General features: G+C 38.6%; 22 protein-coding genes. 19 read left to right on the top strand and 3 right to left on the bottom strand.

The window, feature by feature from the left end; translation table 11 throughout:
- Positions 1–7 precede the first annotated feature (7 nt).
- From GFB57_RS17900 to GFB57_RS17840, 13 genes are all read left to right on the top strand, one after another.
- The gene (locus GFB57_RS17900; RefSeq protein ID WP_290366859.1) at positions 8–334 is read left to right on the top strand and encodes a hypothetical protein; all 327 of its coding nucleotides are present in this window, start codon (positions 8–10) and stop codon (positions 332–334) included.
- On the top strand, positions 334–729 hold the full coding sequence (locus tag GFB57_RS17895) for a hypothetical protein (protein WP_290366858.1): 396 nt from the start codon (positions 334–336) through the stop codon (positions 727–729). Before GFB57_RS17900 ends, GFB57_RS17895 begins: the two co-directional genes overlap by 1 nt.
- Positions 730–739: 10 nt before the next feature.
- Positions 740–1,627 (top strand): hypothetical protein, encoded by an 888-nt coding sequence (locus tag GFB57_RS17890; protein WP_290366857.1) that lies wholly within the window; start codon positions 740–742, stop codon positions 1,625–1,627.
- Between the two features lie 22 nt (positions 1,628–1,649).
- A protein-coding gene (locus GFB57_RS17885; RefSeq protein ID WP_115642645.1) for an IS3 family transposase occupies positions 1,650–2,797 on the top strand; the annotation gives its coding sequence in 2 pieces (ribosomal slippage) (positions 1,650–1,887 and positions 1,887–2,797; 1,149 coding nt in all).
- A 101-nt stretch (positions 2,798–2,898) separates the two neighbouring features.
- Positions 2,899–4,941, top strand: a complete 2,043-nt coding sequence (locus tag GFB57_RS17880) for a hypothetical protein (RefSeq protein WP_290366856.1) — start codon at positions 2,899–2,901, stop codon at positions 4,939–4,941.
- A gap of 57 nt (positions 4,942–4,998) precedes the next feature.
- A complete protein-coding gene (locus GFB57_RS17875; RefSeq protein WP_137370792.1) occupies positions 4,999–5,463 on the top strand; it encodes a hypothetical protein in 465 nt (154 codons plus the stop codon).
- A 50-nt stretch (positions 5,464–5,513) separates the two neighbouring features.
- Positions 5,514–5,813: a hypothetical protein gene (locus GFB57_RS17870; protein WP_290366855.1), complete on the top strand. Its 300-nt coding sequence runs from the start codon at positions 5,514–5,516 to the stop codon at positions 5,811–5,813.
- A 32-nt stretch (positions 5,814–5,845) separates the two neighbouring features.
- The gene (locus GFB57_RS17865) at positions 5,846–6,205 is read left to right on the top strand and encodes a hypothetical protein (protein ID WP_290366854.1); all 360 of its coding nucleotides are present in this window, start codon (positions 5,846–5,848) and stop codon (positions 6,203–6,205) included.
- Positions 6,192–8,408, top strand: coding sequence for a hypothetical protein (locus tag GFB57_RS17860; protein WP_290366853.1), 2,217 nt, complete (start codon positions 6,192–6,194; stop codon positions 8,406–8,408). Before GFB57_RS17865 ends, GFB57_RS17860 begins: the two co-directional genes overlap by 14 nt.
- Before the next feature lie 60 nt (positions 8,409–8,468).
- Positions 8,469–9,029, top strand: a complete 561-nt coding sequence (locus tag GFB57_RS17855; RefSeq protein WP_290366852.1) for a hypothetical protein — start codon at positions 8,469–8,471, stop codon at positions 9,027–9,029.
- On the top strand, positions 9,022–9,648 hold the full coding sequence (locus GFB57_RS17850) for a DUF2163 domain-containing protein (protein WP_290366851.1): 627 nt from the start codon (positions 9,022–9,024) through the stop codon (positions 9,646–9,648). Before GFB57_RS17855 ends, GFB57_RS17850 begins: the two co-directional genes overlap by 8 nt.
- A complete protein-coding gene (locus tag GFB57_RS17845; protein ID WP_137370798.1) occupies positions 9,633–10,028 on the top strand; it encodes an ornithine carbamoyltransferase in 396 nt (131 codons plus the stop codon). The genes GFB57_RS17850 and GFB57_RS17845 overlap by 16 nt, the downstream gene beginning before the upstream one ends.
- Before the next feature lie 2 nt (positions 10,029–10,030).
- A complete protein-coding gene (locus GFB57_RS17840; protein ID WP_290366850.1) occupies positions 10,031–13,288 on the top strand; it encodes a fibronectin type III domain-containing protein in 3,258 nt (1,085 codons plus the stop codon).
- A 27-nt stretch (positions 13,289–13,315) separates the two neighbouring features.
- On the opposite strand, the gene GFB57_RS17835 is transcribed toward GFB57_RS17840, so the two are convergent.
- The gene (locus tag GFB57_RS17835; RefSeq protein ID WP_137370800.1) at positions 13,316–13,768 is read right to left on the bottom strand and encodes a glycoside hydrolase family protein; all 453 of its coding nucleotides are present in this window, start codon (positions 13,766–13,768) and stop codon (positions 13,316–13,318) included.
- A gap of 41 nt (positions 13,769–13,809) precedes the next feature.
- On the opposite strand from GFB57_RS17835, the gene GFB57_RS17830 reads away from it, so the two are divergent.
- The 6 genes from GFB57_RS17830 (at position 13,810) to GFB57_RS17805 (ending at position 16,602) form a co-directional block, all read left to right on the top strand.
- Positions 13,810–14,241 carry a hypothetical protein gene (locus GFB57_RS17830; RefSeq protein WP_290366849.1) on the top strand — a complete coding sequence of 144 codons (432 nt, stop codon included), beginning with the start codon at positions 13,810–13,812 and terminating at the stop codon, positions 14,239–14,241.
- Positions 14,238–14,810: a hypothetical protein gene (locus tag GFB57_RS17825; RefSeq protein ID WP_290366848.1), complete on the top strand. Its 573-nt coding sequence runs from the start codon at positions 14,238–14,240 to the stop codon at positions 14,808–14,810. Before GFB57_RS17830 ends, GFB57_RS17825 begins: the two co-directional genes overlap by 4 nt.
- A gap of 3 nt (positions 14,811–14,813) precedes the next feature.
- Positions 14,814–15,125 (top strand): hypothetical protein, encoded by a 312-nt coding sequence (locus GFB57_RS17820; protein ID WP_137370803.1) that lies wholly within the window; start codon positions 14,814–14,816, stop codon positions 15,123–15,125.
- Positions 15,122–15,412: a hypothetical protein gene (locus tag GFB57_RS17815; protein WP_137370804.1), complete on the top strand. Its 291-nt coding sequence runs from the start codon at positions 15,122–15,124 to the stop codon at positions 15,410–15,412. The genes GFB57_RS17820 and GFB57_RS17815 overlap by 4 nt, the downstream gene beginning before the upstream one ends.
- A gap of 262 nt (positions 15,413–15,674) precedes the next feature.
- Complete coding sequence (locus tag GFB57_RS17810; protein WP_290366847.1) at positions 15,675–16,334, top strand: hypothetical protein; 660 nt, start codon at positions 15,675–15,677, stop codon at positions 16,332–16,334.
- 16 nt (positions 16,335–16,350) lie between these two features.
- Positions 16,351–16,602, top strand: a complete 252-nt coding sequence (locus tag GFB57_RS17805; RefSeq protein ID WP_137370806.1) for a DUF2746 domain-containing protein — start codon at positions 16,351–16,353, stop codon at positions 16,600–16,602.
- 6 nt (positions 16,603–16,608) lie between these two features.
- Here the strand turns inward: GFB57_RS17805 and GFB57_RS17800 are convergent, their stop codons facing one another.
- The gene (locus GFB57_RS17800) at positions 16,609–17,061 is read right to left on the bottom strand and encodes a hypothetical protein (protein WP_290366846.1); all 453 of its coding nucleotides are present in this window, start codon (positions 17,059–17,061) and stop codon (positions 16,609–16,611) included.
- Positions 17,062–17,299: 238 nt separating this feature from the next.
- Complete coding sequence (locus tag GFB57_RS17795; protein ID WP_290366845.1) at positions 17,300–18,418, bottom strand: DUF3800 domain-containing protein; 1,119 nt, start codon at positions 18,416–18,418, stop codon at positions 17,300–17,302.
- Positions 18,419–18,453: the final 35 nt, after the last annotated feature.

The following is an 18,453-nucleotide window of genomic DNA, read 5'->3' as shown; positions in this document are numbered from 1 at the left end:
AAAACCTATGAGGCATTTTACAAGTAATCAAATTGATTCTACTTTCTTAAATGCCTTTGGTGAACCTATCTATATTAATGGGACGGAATTTACAGGAATAGTAGATTGCCGTCCCATTGTCATTGATAGCGGAACAGAAGGACTAATAGAAAGTGTAGAAACTTTTATTTCAGTTAAATCAGAAGATGTAATTACACATAGTATTGCCATTGATTCGGTACTAAGTATCAACGGAAAACAATATATAGTTTATAACATTTATAATGATCTAAGTGGTATCAGTGAAGTATATGTACGAGATTTAAATGAAAACAACTTTGGGGAGTATTATTAATGCTTACAAAACTAACGGAGATTTTAACTAGAAGCCTTAATAGTATTCAACAGATTAAAAAGGCAATGAAGATTGGAACTGGTAAAAGTTTATTTGCTCTAGTATCAACTACCCAATCATATGATCTAGTAAATTACGGTACTAATCGTCAACGCGGCACATTCATTTTTGAATTTATCTTATCGGCAGATCCTACAAATACAGTACAGCTATCTTCTAGTACATATAGTGAAATTATGGATCATTTCATTTCATCCACACTACTAGAGTTTTCACCAAATGGTATTACATTACTTTCCTATGAATTCGGAGATAGTGAACTAGTAACCGATCCAACTACAGGCCGTCAATCGTTATCGTTTTCTATAAATATTGTAGCGACGAAGAAACAATAAGGATTAAACGATGGCTAATATATACACAGGGAACGGACTACAGATTTTTTATAATGAAGATATTGCAAACCGTCTACCACAAAACGCAGGTAATGAAAAAATTAATGAAATTGCGGCAATGCCAACCTTGCGTATTGCCTCCGCAATTTCCACAATTGAAACTTATAATAGTGAGTTCTCAGAAAAACTACCAAGTGAACAGGACGTAGCACCAATTGAAATTACGGTTAACTATATCCCAGATGATTACACCCATACATTTCTAGATAGTGCTACCGAATCACAAGAAGAATTTCAGTTGATTATGGTACGCCGTCATTCAGAAGGAACACTAGATTATTCCCTAATGAATGGGCGTATTGCCTCCGCTTCATTAAGTGGTGATAAAGATGCAGTAGTACAGAAAACGTATTCATTCGTTACTTCTGAAATGATTGTACGCGATGCTACAGCACTAGCCAGTGTAGAACTATATGAAGGTTCTTATGGTGTCGGTAGTAATGGCGTGGACGTACCACAATATGAACCAATTACACCAACTGGTAATAGTTTTATAAAGGTTCCAGCAACCCAAGATAGCAACCCATTGGGTGTAGATATGATGGGCGTAGGTCTAATTGATGGGAATACTTTTAGTTCCATTGCAATGACCAAAACCGGAAACCTTGCAATTTATGCAAAGAATGCCACTAACGCATGGCAACGCATACTAACTAGTAATCTAGGTGATTCAAAGTATGTAGCACTAACTGGTGATCAATCTATTGATGGTGTTAAAACCTTTATTAAGGGAATCTATGTAGATTCACTAACAGCCAGTAATGGTATTAGTGGTAAATCACTAGCAGTAACCGAAGTGAATCGCCACGGGTTTAACAGACACCTCAGAGTCATTTAAGATGGCTTAAAGAGAGGTGCCCATGAGCGGTAAGCGTTATCCCGAAGAGTTTAAAACTGAAGCAGTCAAACAGGTTGTTGATCGCGGTTATTCTGTTGCCAGCGTGGCAACACGTCTCGATATCACCACCCACAGCCTTTACGCCTGGATAAAGAAGTACGGTCCGGATTCTTCCACTAATAAAGAACAGTCAGATGCTCAGGCCGAGATCCGTCGTCTCCAGAAAGAGCTGAAGCGGGTTACCGACGAACGGGACATATTAAAAAAAGCCGCGGCGTACTTCGCAAAGCTGTCCGACTGAGGTACGCCTTTATCCGTGACTACACCTGTTGCTGGCCTGTTCGCCTGCTCTGTCGGGTGCTGGATGTTCATCCCAGTGGTTTTTACGCCTGGCTTCAGCAGCCGCATTCTCAACGCCATCAGGCAGACCTGAAACTGACAGGACAGATTAAACAGTTCTGGCTGGAATCGGGATGCGTCTATGGTTATCGCAAAATCCATCTGGATCTGCGGGACAGCGGGCAACAGTGCGGAGTGAACAGAGTCTGGCGACTGATGAAACGTGTCGGGATAAAGGCTCAGGTCGGATACCGGAGCCCGCGGGCACGTAAAGGCGAGGCCAGTATCGTGTCGCCCAACAGGCTCCAGCGACAGTTCAATCCGGATGCTCCTGATGAGCGTTGGGTAACAGACATAACCTACATCAGGACCCACGAAGGCTGGCTGTATCTTGCTGTGGTTGTTGATCTGTTCTCACGCAAAATTATCGGCTGGTCCATGCAATCCCGGATGACAAAGGACATTGTCCTGAACGCACTGCTGATGGCTGTATGGCGGCGTAATCCCCAAAAACAGGTGCTGGTTCATTCGGATCAGGGCAGTCAGTACACAAGCCATGAGTGGCAGTCTTTCCTGAAATCACACGGCCTGGAGGGCAGCATGAGCCGTCGCGGTAACTGCCATGATAATGCGGTTGCAGAAAGCTTTTTCCAGTTGTTGAAACGCGAACGGATAAAGAAAAAGATCTACGGAACGCGGGAAGAAGCCCGCAGTGATATTTTTGATTACATCGAAATGTTTTATAACAGTAAGCGTCGGCATGGTTCTAGCGATCAGATGTCACCGACAGAATATGAAAACCAGTATTATCAACGGCTCGGAAGTGTCTAGATTATCTGTGGCGATTCAAAGGGATCACGGCAGATAACATCACTGTTACTAATTCTACATTAGGTGTAGCAAGTGCAGATTCATTAACTCTAGGTCAACCATTGAGTGTTGCTAATGGCGGTACTGGTGCTAAGACTCCAGCAGATGCACGTACAGCACTAGGTGTAAACGCCGCAGGTACATTTGATGTTGTTCCCGTACTGAATGGCGGTACAGGAGCTACTACAGCAATTCAAGCACGTATTAATTTAGGTATTGGTTCTACAGCAGGTTTTGAAGTTCTACCCGTTGCTAATGGCGGTACTGGTGCAGTAACCGCACTAGGTGCACGTACTAACTTAGATGTTTATTCAAAAGGTGAGGTTTATACTAAATCAGAAACTGATGGTAAGTATCTAGATAAATCAAAAAACTTGTCTGATATTATTAATATTGGTACTGCAAAAACTAATCTCCAAGTTGATAGACTCCAACAAATTAATAACTCAACATTACTAACATCCCAAGATACAAACCAACGGTTAATTCTACGTGATGATAAAGTATGGGGTTATTTCGATGCCACTGGTAATAGATGGAATGCACTGGGAGTTACACAGGGCGGTACAGGTGCAAGCACACCAGCCGACGCTAGAACTAATCTACAAATTGATAGATTTATTCAATACGATAATATAGCAACACATATATATGCAGACGCAGCCAAAACCCTAAGACTTACTATTGCATCTTTTAGTGATACTACCGGATCGTGGGGCGTGTATAACAATAAATCTGCTACTTGGATGCCATTGGGAATTGCACAGGGTGGTACTGGTGCAACCAGTGTTAACGGTGCAAGAATTAACCTACAATTAGATCGTTTAGCTCAAGCAAGCGATGCTACGTCTATCCGGTCGGCAGATCCTGCATTCTATTTCTATGTAAATGATACAAGGGAATGGGGAGCGTATGACAGTACAACACGTAGATTCGTTGCATTGCCTGTAAACCGTGGCGGTACTGGTGCACTAGATGCAGCAGGTGCAAGAACTAACCTACAGATTGATCGTATTCGCCAAGACCCAACACTAACCCACGTATTCACCCAAAACGGACGTTATTCTATGGCGGTGGATAATAACGGTAGATGGGGCGGCTATGATTTACAAGATGGTATATATGTACCATTGCGTATTACCGATGGTGGTACAGGTGCAACTACAGCAGCAGGTGCACGTGCTAATTTAGGTTTAGATACTTATTCGTCTGGTGGTTCACAAACTATTATTCAATCACCAAATAAAGAACACTACCTATATGTCAATGATTCCGGTGGATGGGGTGCATATTCAAACCGTTCTGGGGTAGGTGCAGTAGCACTTGGTGTAGGTAATGGCGGTACTGGCGGTAAAAATCCAGCAGACGCAGCAAAAAACCTTAATACGCTATATATGGGGACAGAAGTCGGTGGTAGTGGTTTTAACTATAACGATTTAAATGGTAATGCAGGTGCAGCGGGTGTTATACGTGCCGTTAACAACGCGGGATTAGCAACGAACGCCCCTACAAGCTACCGCCGAAACGCACAGCTTTATGGCTATGGTGGTTTAACAACTACATCATATAATGCAATCGATGGTATTACATCACAAATGTATATTTCACACCGTGGTCAACTTGCCTATCGTATGAAATGGGGTGGTGGATACGTGGATTCGTGGAGTACATCACTAGATAACTCTAACACTACAATTGATGCTAATGGATTTATTAAAGCAGCAAGCCCAATTGTAAAAGTATTTGCAGATGGTACAAGTGAATTAAATAGTGAATCCGAAGGTGTAGTAACTAAGCGTGTTGAAATGGGTGTATATGAAGTATTCGGTACTAAAGGATTAAATCAGGATGGGTGGACTATTGAGATCCCACAGGATGTTAACGGTAATCGCCTATGTTTTGTTGAAACATCATATGATGAAGAAAACGAAGTATTAACCCTAAAAACCTTTACCCGTAAATTCGATATTAACACGGCAATGGTAATTGCAGGTGAACCGATGGAAATCCCATCCGGCAGGTGGATTGATCTACGCGTAGAGATGCCAGAAGATTCAATCTATAATCTTCGCTTCCCAGAACCACAAGACGAACAAAATAAATAAATACAACGTGGGTAGAAGGAACTACCCACAAACTAACTTATATAAGGATATAAAATAATGGCTATGGATATTTTCAGCGGAAGTAATTTACGCGTTTCAGTAGGTTCTAGTGCAGGTAGTACAATCGCTACCGATTTCGTAGAAGTCCCAGAAGTGGCTAGCTTCACTACTTCCGGTTTTGAGTCAGTAGTAATTGACGTTGTAACTTTTAACAGTGCATACAACCGTAAGTTACTAGGTACTAAATCAATTCCAGATATTGAACTAATGGTTAACTATCTACCAGATTCAGCAGTACACCAGAAATTGGAACAACTAGCAGACGAACAAAAACGCTGCCAGATTAAACTAGAATACTTTACTGATGCTTCGATGAAAGAAGGCTTTTTTGTAATTTATACTTGTTTCGTTGCCAGCACTACTATTGATGGGGACAAGGACGCCGTACTAACGAAAGCATTCACCCTTGCCGTGGATGGTGCAGCAATTGATTCAGGTCTAGTAGAACTACCTCTACCATAATAAATAAAGGTGATGGCAAAATGTCGTCACTTTTTTTATTGGAGAAACACATGAATATTGAAAACCTAAAGAACAAATTAAAACCAAAACTAGTACCATTCGAGATTGAAGGGGAAACCGTATATATTCACCGTCCTACCGCACGTGACATTGCAAAGTGTGACACAGTAGAACGTACTATTATGTACTGTACTAAAGATGAAAATGGTGATCCTATCTTTGCCGATAGTGATATTGATGGACGTATTAACGTTACCGCTATTGACTTCATTTATCAAAAACAACTTTATGATGCGATCCTAGCTATGACTATGGAAGCAGATAAAGTAGACGAAATGGAAAAAAAGTAATTGAGTCACCAGAACTACGCTACTACCTAAAAATGATCAACAAACGGGGGTTAAGCCCCCAAGAATTTGAAGATTTAGATCCTGATTTATTTGAAGCATTACTAATTTATGATCAATTCATTGAACCATCAGGGGCTAAAATGGATATGTTATTTTATACACATCTTTGCCATACCATGACAATTAATACACCAGGAATGACTAAAGAGATCGCAAGGAAAATCAAATCAAAAGATTTCGACTTTTTAGGGATACTGGATGACCGAGAAACAAGAAAAGAGCGTATAGAACGCATTACTAAAGACCGTCAAACAGCGGAGTTAAATAAAATTGGTGATGCTATAAAGGCACAAGTTGCCCAAATGAAAGGAAAAGGAAATGGCAAAAAATGAAAAAATAAAAGTAGAGATAGTTGGTGATAGTACAGGACTAGAAAAGAGTTTAAATTCCGCAGAAAAGAAACTAACTACATTCGGTAAAAATGTGGGCGGTGGTTTAGGTGGAATGTCTCAAAACTTGGGCGGTGCTTTCGGTACTATCTCTACTGGTCTTACTGGTCTTACTGGTCTTACTGGTATTGCAACTGGTGCAGGTATTGCAGTTAGTGCTATTGGTGGACTCGCATTAAAGACTAATGCACTAGTAAAAGAACTAAATCAGTTGTCCTCCCAATCAGGTTTATCAGTTTCGTACCTACAAAAACTAGATAAAACTTTCCGCGACACAGGTCTAGGAATGGAAAAACTAGTAGATATCAATACTGATGTAATGGATAAAATGGGCGATGCGGTAGTATCCGGTGGTGGTGAATTCGCCAGTGTAATCAAAGATATGGGCTTTAATATTCAGGAGTATTCACAATTCCTTAATCAACCTGATGGGGGTATTAAAGCTACACTACATCTAATGGACGCTATGAAACGTGCGGGTGTATCGGCAGCAGAGCAGAAATTCGCACTAGAGGCTATTGCTAGTGACGCATCACGCTTAGGATCTGTATATAACGATCTAGGAAGTAAACAGGAAGTATTGAATGCAATCTCTAATCAGTCAGTAGCAGTTACTGATGAACTAGCTAGAGAATATAAAAAGTTTGATAAGAACCTAGCCGACCTAAACAATACAGGACAGGAATTTTTATATGAATTCATGCACCCCGTAATTCGAGAATTTAATGATCTATGGGATTGGTTTAATAAAGGATGGGGTGATAGTGATTTTATGAAGGCAGTTGAAGAACTGAATTCTAAAGGTGTATCCCCCTCCGGTATGAGTACAGGCCAGTTAAATTCACTAGGTAAAAATAGTAATGTATCGGCAGCAGCTAAAGCTAATGATCAATCGGTAATTGATGAAACTACCAAACGTTTTTTAGAATCAAATAAAGAACAGGGCGATGCCGCATTTAAACGTATGACCGATCAAATGCAAAAATTCGAAAAGGTAGAAAAGGATTCACGCGATAAACTACAGAAGGAACGGGACGCAGCAGCAGCACGTCAGCGTATAGCAGATAAGAAAGCAGCACAGGAACGTATTAACGCACAGAAAACTTTAGATGCAGCCATTACAGAAATGGTAGTCGGTACTAATGAACGTCAATTAGCAATCTTTGACCGTCAACAAAAAGAATTAGTACAGAAGATTAAAGACAGTGCAAAAACTCTAGGATTATCTCAAGGTGATCTAAACAGTTTACTACTACAGCAACAATTATCCTCAGCAGCTACCCGTACTGAAATGATTAATCAAATGATTGGTTATCAAGATCCCAACCAACAGATGAAAAATAATATCGGACTTCTACAGTCTGGTGCTTTGAATCAAGAGCAACAGGGATACTTAGCAGATCAACAGGCTAGTAGTATCGGTAGTGTCCCAAATACTGATAGGGCATTAGCCCGCAATGACGAAGAACTAAATCTAGCACTACAGCAGAATGATCTACTACTCAAAGGGCATGAAGAATACGAGAAACGTAAAAGTGAAATTACGGCGTACTATGCAGAACGTGCCGTACAGATCCAGAATCAAGAATCTATGCAGCTATTACAGGGCATGGAAAATTCATTCGGTCAAATAGGTCAAGGTATGGCGGCGGCATTCGGTGAATCATCCGGGGCGGCAGAAGCAGCATTTGCTATTCAGAAAGGTCTAAGTATTTCTATGACTATTATGAAAATACAGGAAGCATTAGCAGGTGCACTTGCTACACCGTGGCCTATGAACATAGCAAACTATGCACAGATTGCAGCTATGGGTATGAGTATTATCGGTACTGCTAGGGGGGCTTCATCTGGTCAATTCCACGGTGGTGTAGATGAATTACCATCTGCCTATGATAATAAATCATTCCTACTAAAAGCGGGTGAACGTGTAGTACAACCAGAAGCTAATAAACAGTTAACTGCATTCTTGGAAGAACAAAAGAATTCATCTGGTAATTATTCCGGTACTGGTGAAGGGATTACAATCTATTCCCCACTAATCGTTAAAGGTAACGTAGACGATCCAGAAACATGGAATAAGATGTTGCAGAAAAACCAGAATAACGTAGCTCAGGCAGTACGAAGCAGCCAGAAACGTAATACATAAGAAGGGGGCTTAATGCCCCTTTCTTTATAAATACAGGAGAATTATTAGAAGGAATCTAAAATGAATTTTTCAAAAAATATTAAAGTGAATGGTGTAGCACTATCAAGTACAGTACCGCAATACTCACAAAGATCATGGACGGGTGAAGAACTACGCCGTAGTGTCGGCATTCAATACTACACAATGAAATTTACACTAACCTTTGAAATGAAGGATCGCCACGAAGTGCAATCCTTTATTGCACAATATCAACAGGGTAAAGCATTTACCTTTTCACTAGGTAGATTAGGTGAATATCAGGGAACAGAGCAGGGGGCTATTACAGTACGTGCAAAGGCATCAAAAGGTTCAATGCTTGTAACGGCATCCACTAATGCACTACGTGTAGGTGATATGATTCAATTTACCAACCATAAAAAGCTATATCAAATCGTAGAAAAGAATGGCAATACTCTTACTATCTTCCCACAACTACGTGCAGACGTTAACGTAGACGAACCATTAAAATATAACAATCTAGAAATTGAACTATCACTAGATGTAGATCAATCATTTGATATGCCTATTCAGAGTGTCAGTACAGTACAGTTCAACGCAACGGAGGTATTACGTAATGGATGATTCTATTCTAACTAATCCCCAACTTATTAAGTATTGGGAACTACTACGCGGTGAGAAGGTTACACGCCTTTCTGTAGCCGATGTAATGTCTATGGGCGTACATGTAACTATCTTCGAAGTGTACCCACGTAAAAGTGATGCCATATACTGGAATGATGGATTCACCCAATTAGAATTAAATGGTGTTGTATACCAATCATTTCCCGATCTAGTACAGGACTCTTTACCTTCATTTAGTGAAGAAAAGGGTATTAGTAATGATTCAATTGATTTTACTATTTCCAACGTAGATAACGCCACACGTATCATGGCAATGTCCGGGCAATTGGATAAAGCACAATTGAATATTGGATTAATTATTTTAAACCCATATGACAGTACACCAATCTATCAACAAAGAATGTTTACCGGATTTATCGAAAACTTTCAATGTACTGTAAACCCCTTTAGTGAGATTAACGAAATGAAAGTAACAGTAAACTCAGTATATAAGCGTTTAGACCTAAGCCCGAAAACTCTAGCAGCTAATTCAGTATATCAAAGTTATTACCCCAATGACGCTATTATGTCTCTATTGGGACAGGTGAACAAGGAAGATCAAGTATGGCGTTACAAATAAATGAAATAGTACAGATATGCCAAGACGCACTATATACACCCTACGTTTACGGTACTAATGATTGTAACATTGTAGCAATTCGCATACTTGATAGTATTGCGGGTACAGATTGGGAATCTAAAGCCGATTATAACAGTCTACGTAGTGGTATTAAGAACCTAAATGATCTAGGTTTTGAGAGTACAGCAGATATTATCAAACAACATGCCGATGAAGTGAAATATACAATCGATGGTGATATTTGGTTAGATCCAACTAATCCCCATACCGTAGCTATTGTCATTTCTGGACGTTTATTAGGGGTAAATACAGAACATACAGAATTTAAATTAGTTCCAAAAAGAAAGGATGGAACTTATTACAGAATAAGGAATAATTAATTATGGGCGGCGGTGGCGGCATTGGTAAGTTTTTTGGGGCAATTTTAACAGCCGTTGTAGTTGCAGCGGCAGTATATTTTTCCGGTGGTACGGCATTGGCCGCTATTGGATGGGGTGCGGCAGCGGGTGCAGTGTCACTAGTAGCGACTAGTATGCTTTCACAGATTGGTGCACAGGGCTATGGGGATGTAACGGAAACATTGAACCGTTCTACATCCCCTGCTACTGGTCTACCTGTAATCTATGGTGGACAATACCCCCATAAAGACGACGCAAAACTAAACGGATCTTTCGTATTAACGGGTACTATTAATAACTGGTACGGTGTTAAAGATAACGATTCACAATATTTCTTTTCATCCCAAGTTGTAGCAATGGCGGGTGTACAGAAGAATATTGAACAAATATTTTTTGATAACGTGCCTGTACTGGCAGGACCGATCACTACTGATGGTATAGTAGCTAATGGTTTAATTGATGAAAGATTCAGACCTTACCTACAATTAGAAGTTAGATTTGGTGGAGACTATACAACCACTTCTACACTTGCTAAATCATATGCGGGTGATAAGTGGAAAGATAACTTTTACGGTAAAGGTGTAGTATCCATTTATGCAGTAATTAAAAAGACACAAACCAGTTTAGAAGAAAACATTTTAACTAATGACAACTTTACAATGAATGTGGAAATGAAAGGCCAGGAAATCTATGATTTTACATCTGGTACTACATTCGCTACTTCATGCCCCGTAAGCCAGATTTATGACTATATGACCAATACCATTTACGGTATGGGGTTAGAACCTGCATTGTTTAATCTTGAATCATTCCATGAAGTAGCGGCATATACTCAAAGTGTTGGGTACTATTCAAATGGTGCAATTTCATATCAAGATACTTTTAAAAAGAATATTGAAAACATTCTACAAACATTCGGCGGGATTACTTATGTACATGGTGGGCAGATCTGCCTAACGGTAGATAGAAAAACTCTATCAGTACAATCATTCGATGAAAGTAATATGGTCGGTGATTTGAAGGTAATCACTTCCGGTAATCAGGACTACTATAACGTCCTAGATTGTCAGTTTACTAGTGTTAAGAACCAGTACAGTACAGATATCATCCGTATACCAAGTGATATTTCCACTGATGAAGTAATTCGGGGTGATGGTCAGGTAATCCCACTAAGCAGGGATTTTTCATGGATCTACTCAGAAAAGACAGTAACTACACTTGCAAACAGTGAACTACGCAAGGCACGTTTTGCACTTAAAACGGTACAATTCGCTACATCCGAAGCGTGGGATCTTAAAGTATGGGATTCAATTACAATCAAAAATACCGAATTAGGTATTAATGGTAAGTTTAAGGTATTAACTAAATCAATCGCAACGGATCAGGAAAATGTAGGTTATTGTCAAGTATCGGCAATTGAATACCCAGATGCAATATTCGATGGTGATGATTCAATGGTATTCCCTCCGGCGGGATCGATTAGTGGCGGTACTGGTAATATAACTACCGTAATTCCCCCATCTAACCTAGAGGTCACTAGAAAGGGTACAGTAACTACTGGTAACGTTGTTAACGTGTCATGGACAGAATCACCAGATCCTAACCTACGGGGCTACTACGTGTACTACAAGCTCACTACGGCTACACAGTGGACGTATGCGGGATCAGTATCACCCCTTGCTACCGATTTTGATATCTATAGCCTAAGTGAAGATACAGAATTTGATTTTTCGGTAGAGGCATATAACATCATAAACCGTCGCAGTACTAAACTAACCCTAACAGGTATTAAGCCAGCATATAACTTTACTCTACCATCCGTAACTGGTGTTATTCTTTCAAACAGTACAGAATCAACATTCGTCACAGATTCGGGTGATTTTAATATTCGATGGGATAACCAAAAGAACCTACCCGTAAATGGTGGTGCATTTATTGACTATTTCCGGTACTACGTAATTAACGTATATAATGGTAATTCACTAGTGAAAACCTTCTATACACAAGATAACTTCTTTAATTATACTCTAGCACTCAATGAAGCAAAGGTACGTAAACCTACCATTGGGATCATTGCACAGGGTTACAGTACGGGAACCTATTCACAGGAAGTGAAGATCACTGTAGAGAACAAACAGGCCAAACTAGCGACAGGTTTAACTATTGGTGGTGGATTCGGTAATCTATTTTGCTCATGGACTCCATCAACAGAACGGGATTATGCAGGATGTATCATTTCATTAACGTCAGCACTAACTACGCGTATATTCGTAAGTAACAAGCCAGAATTTGATAGCGTACCAAACATCACAGATGGTGATTATAAGGTTAAGATTGGATTCTTTGATATTTTCGGACAGGACAACGTACAGTACACCGCAGAGCAATCTATAAGTATTAACTCTAGATATCAATTCACAGAGCAGGACGCTGGCGAAATAAACAGTATTCTAGATTTGAATAATCGACTAGATGAAACACTAAAGAATGCAGTTAATGAAAGTAACGCATATACCAATACACAGGTTACAGTAATTCAGAATACTATTGATAATGAAATCAATGCTGCCATTACTGAAATGAATCAAACTATCGTAGATAACAATACGGCAACTACACAGCAAATTACACAATTGAAAAGTGAAGTTGATGGTAATATAGCCAGTGTTAACCAACAGATGGTGACTAAGGCCGATAAATCTACAGTAGATGCACAATATACACTTTCAGTTAATGCAGGTGGTACAGTAGCTGGCATGCGTTTAGTTGCCAGTGAAGGTACAAGTAATAACTCAGCAATTTACTTTGCAGCAGATAAATTCGTAATTTCCGGTTCTACAGTAGCAACGGTAGGAGGTACAGCCCCGTTCTCTATTGTTAATGGACGTACATATATAAAGACGGCATTAATCCAGGAAGGCTCTATAGGTTCAGCCCTAATTGGCGATGCAGCAATCACCAATGCCAAAATAGCAAACCTTTCAGTTAATACAGCTAAAATTGTAGATGGAAGTATTACTACTGCTAAAATTGGTAATGCTCAAATTGGTTCAGCACAGATTGCAAATACTATTCAATCTACTAACTACGTAGCTAATAGCACAGGCTGGCAAATTAACAAAAGCGGTACTATATATATTAACGGAAATACAGCGGGTCAAGGGCGTATGTCTATCGAACCAGATAGAATATCAGTATTTGACGCAAACGGCGTATTACGTGTACGTATGGGACGTTTATAATAATAAAGGGGGCTTAATGCCCCCTTTTTATTTGTGTTCTAAATTCTTTACCATATCATTCAAACGGTTAGGTGTTTGCCTATACCATAGTGAATCTTTGGCCTGATTAATTGCTTCCTTCCAATCTTGTTTTTGTAGTGCTGCAATCATCTTTTTGAATTTCTTAGTACCGGATAATCCCAACTGAAAAACCATAATGATCATAAAATCTTCCCAATCTTTAGGAAGGGTAAGACCTAGTGTCTGTACATCTTTTTTGGTTCGGTCAATGTCCCATGCCAATAGTAAATCGGCATCAATTGGGGTAATACCATCTTTGAACTTTTCACGCTCAGAATTGAGCACTAAATGACCGTATCCAATAGTGTCGTATCCTTCACTATCTTTATACATCCAAAACTTGCCTTGTTTATAGTATCCGCGTGTTTGCTGATATTCTTTAGTACCTTCATAATTAATTAAACGTTGTTTTAAATCCATCGGTAAATACTCCTATATAATAATAATTAATAAGGGTATTTATGGAAGAATGGCAGTATTCACCAGATTGGACTGAAAACGATTTATTAGATGGTAGTAGTGTTGGATTTGTATATGTATTTTACTTTCCAGAGACAGAACAAAAATACATCGGTGTAAAACAGATATGGAAAGGGGTGAAGGATTCAACAAAACTAACGGGAATTGAAAAAGAGAATGGCTGGAGATCTTACAAGACTAGCTCTAAGAAAGTACAAAAGATGATCGATTCAGGAATGCAATATACCCGTACTATTCTATGGGGATTTGAAACTATGACCGAAGCCAACTATGCAGAATCAATGCTAATAATGTTGCATTCACTGGATGATAACATTCTAAATATGGCAATGATGACTAAATGTAGAATTCCAACGGGTGATAGGAAAAGAAAAATGAAAGGGATCATACAAACTATAGAGGAATGGTTATGAAATTAAAAGTAAAGGGGTTATCAAGTGCTAAGGGTTATCTCAATAAAGAGGGTAAACGATTCGGTACTGAATTTCAGAATGAAGTAATTAGACGTTCTAGAGAATTATCACGTAAGATTCAAATGGATATGTCAGCGGCAATTGATAAAGGTCCAGTACCTTTTACCAATAATGCAATCTTATTCTTCTATAAGAAAAATACTACTAGTGTTACCTGTACTATTATGGTTAAGGACGTACAGGCAGAATACCTATATGATATTATTGTTAAGCCAACTTTCATTAAGAAATTCATCCCCACTAGCCAAGCCCGTTTAACCAAACAGGGTAACATATCCCAATTAAAAAGCGGTTTAGCAAAAGGTAAATATAATACGGTAGTACAAAACGGTAAGAAATATCTCATAGATACTACTAAACGAGATACAAAAGAAAAGACAAAGAGAATAATCGGTGTACGCGAGAATAAGCGGCGTAAGTTAGTATACGACTTCTACAATGAAGCCGAAAAAGGAACTATTGCAATTATAAGCGGCATCAGAGGACACTTTAAAATTAAAAAAGGATGAGTAATGGACTTTGAAGATCATTTCAACACTGATACACCGTACATCACATTGGATGGACTTACACCAATGGCAAATAGTAAACCGATCCCCAATTATTTTGTTAATAAGAAAATAAGTAAGGTACTGAAAAAGAGCAACTACGATACATCACAGCATATGAATGTAATCTATGAACGTAAACAGCCAATTAAAACGGGTACTGTACTACGTTGGGAACTACACGGCGTAGGCTTTGATGTATACGTAGCTGGCTATAGTGAACTATTTGTTAAGGGTATGAGAGTACATGCTTACTGCGTAGGAATTATAGAATGATTACGGTAATTGTAGAACTAATCAAATCTGGATTATCTTTTTTCCAGAATAAAAATGAAAAAGAAAAAACTAAAGAGACACTACAGATTGAAGAAACCAACGAAACCAACCGCGAAGAAATCAAGAAAGGTTTTAATGGTCGTAACTTTATGTTTTATGTGTTGGGATCAATCATCGCATGGAACTACATTCTAGTACCTCTATTAGATGCCTTTGGTATTGTGCTTTTTTCCCTCCCATTGGGTGAGATCTTTGCACTACTACAGCTAATGTTAGGGGGGATGTAATGGCATACGGTTTTCAAGTACAACGTAATGGTATTATGATGAATGCCGTTACCAACCCAACTAACGTACTAGCAGTTATTACCAATGGTAGCGGTACAGTGTCATATCCGGCGATGGCTGGATGGGTCTTAGAAGCATGGCCTACGGAGATCCTAATCAATGGTGATCGTGGACTCAGTACAGCAACAGTAAACGGATGGACGGTTACATACTCTAATGTGTCAGACCTACGCCCACTAATAATTACAATCAGGGGTGTATAATGGCATATGGTGGACTGATATCAGATAGTAATGGTAGGAACTGGATAACACCAGAAGCGGCCCCATTAAACCTAGTAAATCGTTTTCAATGGACGTTACCCGCATCAGGACAATTAAACGCTTTTATTAATACTGGTATTAGCCAGAATCAAACGTGTGTAATTTTCACAAAACAGATCAATGGTAATCAAACGTTCAACGGTAGAATGATTAAACAGGGTGGTACATGGCAGTATGATGTACTAAGTGCGGGAACGGGTGGATATGCCAACCCTACCGCATCAACTTTCATGGTATATGTATTCGCTAACATTGTACCAACTCCCGAATATTGGGGAATGGCAGTATACAATGCACAGGGTCAATTAACATGGAACGGTACAATGATACCGCTAGAAATGAAACGCTATAATATCCCCTTAACAGAACGCCCAATAACTATTTCACATGGATGTGCTGTAATGCCTGGTGCTAGCCAGTGGGCATTAATTTTAGAGGAAGAAGGTAGCTATTACTACTCAAGTAGTTTTAATGCACGTGGTAATTTAATCGAACGTGCATCAACCCAAGTTGAAGATGGCGTATATGGAAACGAGAATGAAGGGGTTATAAACCGTACATGTTATTACATAAACACAGACGTGTACGATACATTTTAATATAAGGATAAAAATAATGGACTATATAGCGATAGGGGGGCTAATTATTGCTGGCCTTACAATAGTGATTCGATTATTCACTTCTCATCGAAAAGGAATTGTAGATGCAGAACGTAGAATAGGAGAAATTGAAAGTAAACTTGCGGTATTAGAAACACGTACTACAAATACCGAACGGGACGTAGACGATCTATATGAAGTTGTAAGGGAACTTTCAGAAATAAAAAGTGATATTTCCGAAATCAAAGGAATGTTAAAATCTAAATGAAGCCCCTTATGGGGCTTTATCTATTCTTGTGGTTATGACTATTTGGCTATTTGTCTCTCTAAATGTAGAGGTGCTTTTTATATTTGGCAAGTGCCGTGTTGTTTTGTTTTTAAATTTTTTATAATCCCAAATGATGAATGCTATTCCTAAAATAATAACTAAGGAATATATTAATGTATCGGGAAATTTAAACTTATCATTTACATAAAATGATGTTATGGATGCACTAATAGCTACAGCCACACTAAACACACCAATAAGATCAATTTCCCTTTCTAGGAACTGGTTTATCTTAGTTTTTACGCAATAAGTAGCCGCAATGAATGTCAAGATCAAAGATTGTGCACTAACCCAAAGTGAATAATCAGTATCTGGGCATAGATAAATCAACGCAATATTAGCGGCTATAGATAATAATGTAATGACTATAACTACTGCTAATAGTTTAAAGGTTTTCATTAATAATTCCCTAACTACCTGTGCATAAATTTTATAAGGGTATTCTATGGCAAAAGTAGCTAAAAAGAAATCTACTAATCATAATAGGGTTTTGCTGAATTATTGTACCAGTACTTGATGCTTCCTATATTGTAGTGATACCTAGTACTGCTAGGTCTGTGACAACAGATCTTATCAATTATGGTCGGTGGTAGTTAAAAGTAGCCTTGCTAATAAGGCTACCTTTTTGATGGATTAATCAATAGCTAGGATGAACTTTAAAGGCATTAAACAGTTCGTCTCTAATGCTTGCAGGTAATACGAAGTTTATTCCCAAAGGGCTTGCGTGCGGTAGTCGATTGCATATCAATAGCATGTTAAATATATCATGGTAAATTGGATCTATTTCTAATCTTTTGTACATTAGCCCGTTGATGTAGCGATTTAGGAACCCTGCAACAATATCTGCTATTTGTATTGCCGCACTGTCTTTCGAGTCGGTGAACTCAAGTCTAATTTTATCTCTAATGAGGAAGTCTGCATTAGGTATAGGAGGGATATTTGTAGGATCTATAGTTTTAATGTTTTCAATGCAAAATTTCAACGTTGAAGAGAACTCATTTTGCGTGTCATGAAAAAGAATAACATCTTCCCAATCACGGCAATGGTATTTATTTAATCGAGCAAGTAAGTTATAGAAGCAATGGACATGGGCCAGTAAAGCCATTGTGTTATTATTTGAATCAAAATCAGGGATTGGTATAAAATTTTTAAGAGCTTCTTGCTCTCCTATCTTTTCTTTTGCTATTCGATAATCATCAATTGTTTCATCAATCATGAGTATAGTAAAATTGTCATCCTGTAGTTCTTCATGAGGCTCGCTGAAAAAAACTCTGAGACTATTCATTGTAGCTAACAGGTTGTCTTCAGTTGGAGTCATACATGTTTTAAAAAATAGTTTAAAACATTCTTCAGGTGCATTTAAAGAAATGAAGTCAGCAAGTATGTTTCTAATGTATTGATTTTGTCCATCAGTTTCATCTTGCATTGGAGGTACTATAAGATGTGTTACCATTGACGTAGCAATTGTATATTTCTTATCTACTACCTCACAGAGAAAAGGTAATCTTTCATCTACAATAATTTTCACTAAATCAAGCATAACCTCAGGTTTTTTAAAATACACATCCTGAGATTTCAATTCCACACCTGAAATATCATGTTTTTGTTTTAGTTCATCTAATATGTGCTCGATATTAATATCTTCATCTATACCAATGCCAACGTGAGCAAAAATTGGTTGAGTGAAAAAACCTAGATCAAACTTTTCATTAATTAGATCGCCAGTGTTACCACTTTCATCAAAAAAATAATTCATTATTAATTTCCCTTAAATACCAGTACAACAACTGT

The organism is Citrobacter sp. S39 (genome assembly GCF_009495675.1).
Classification (GTDB): domain Bacteria; phylum Pseudomonadota; class Gammaproteobacteria; order Enterobacterales; family Enterobacteriaceae; genus Citrobacter; species Citrobacter freundii.
Note: the sequence above shows the minus strand (reverse complement) of the source record. Positions and strands in the feature narration are given on the sequence as shown.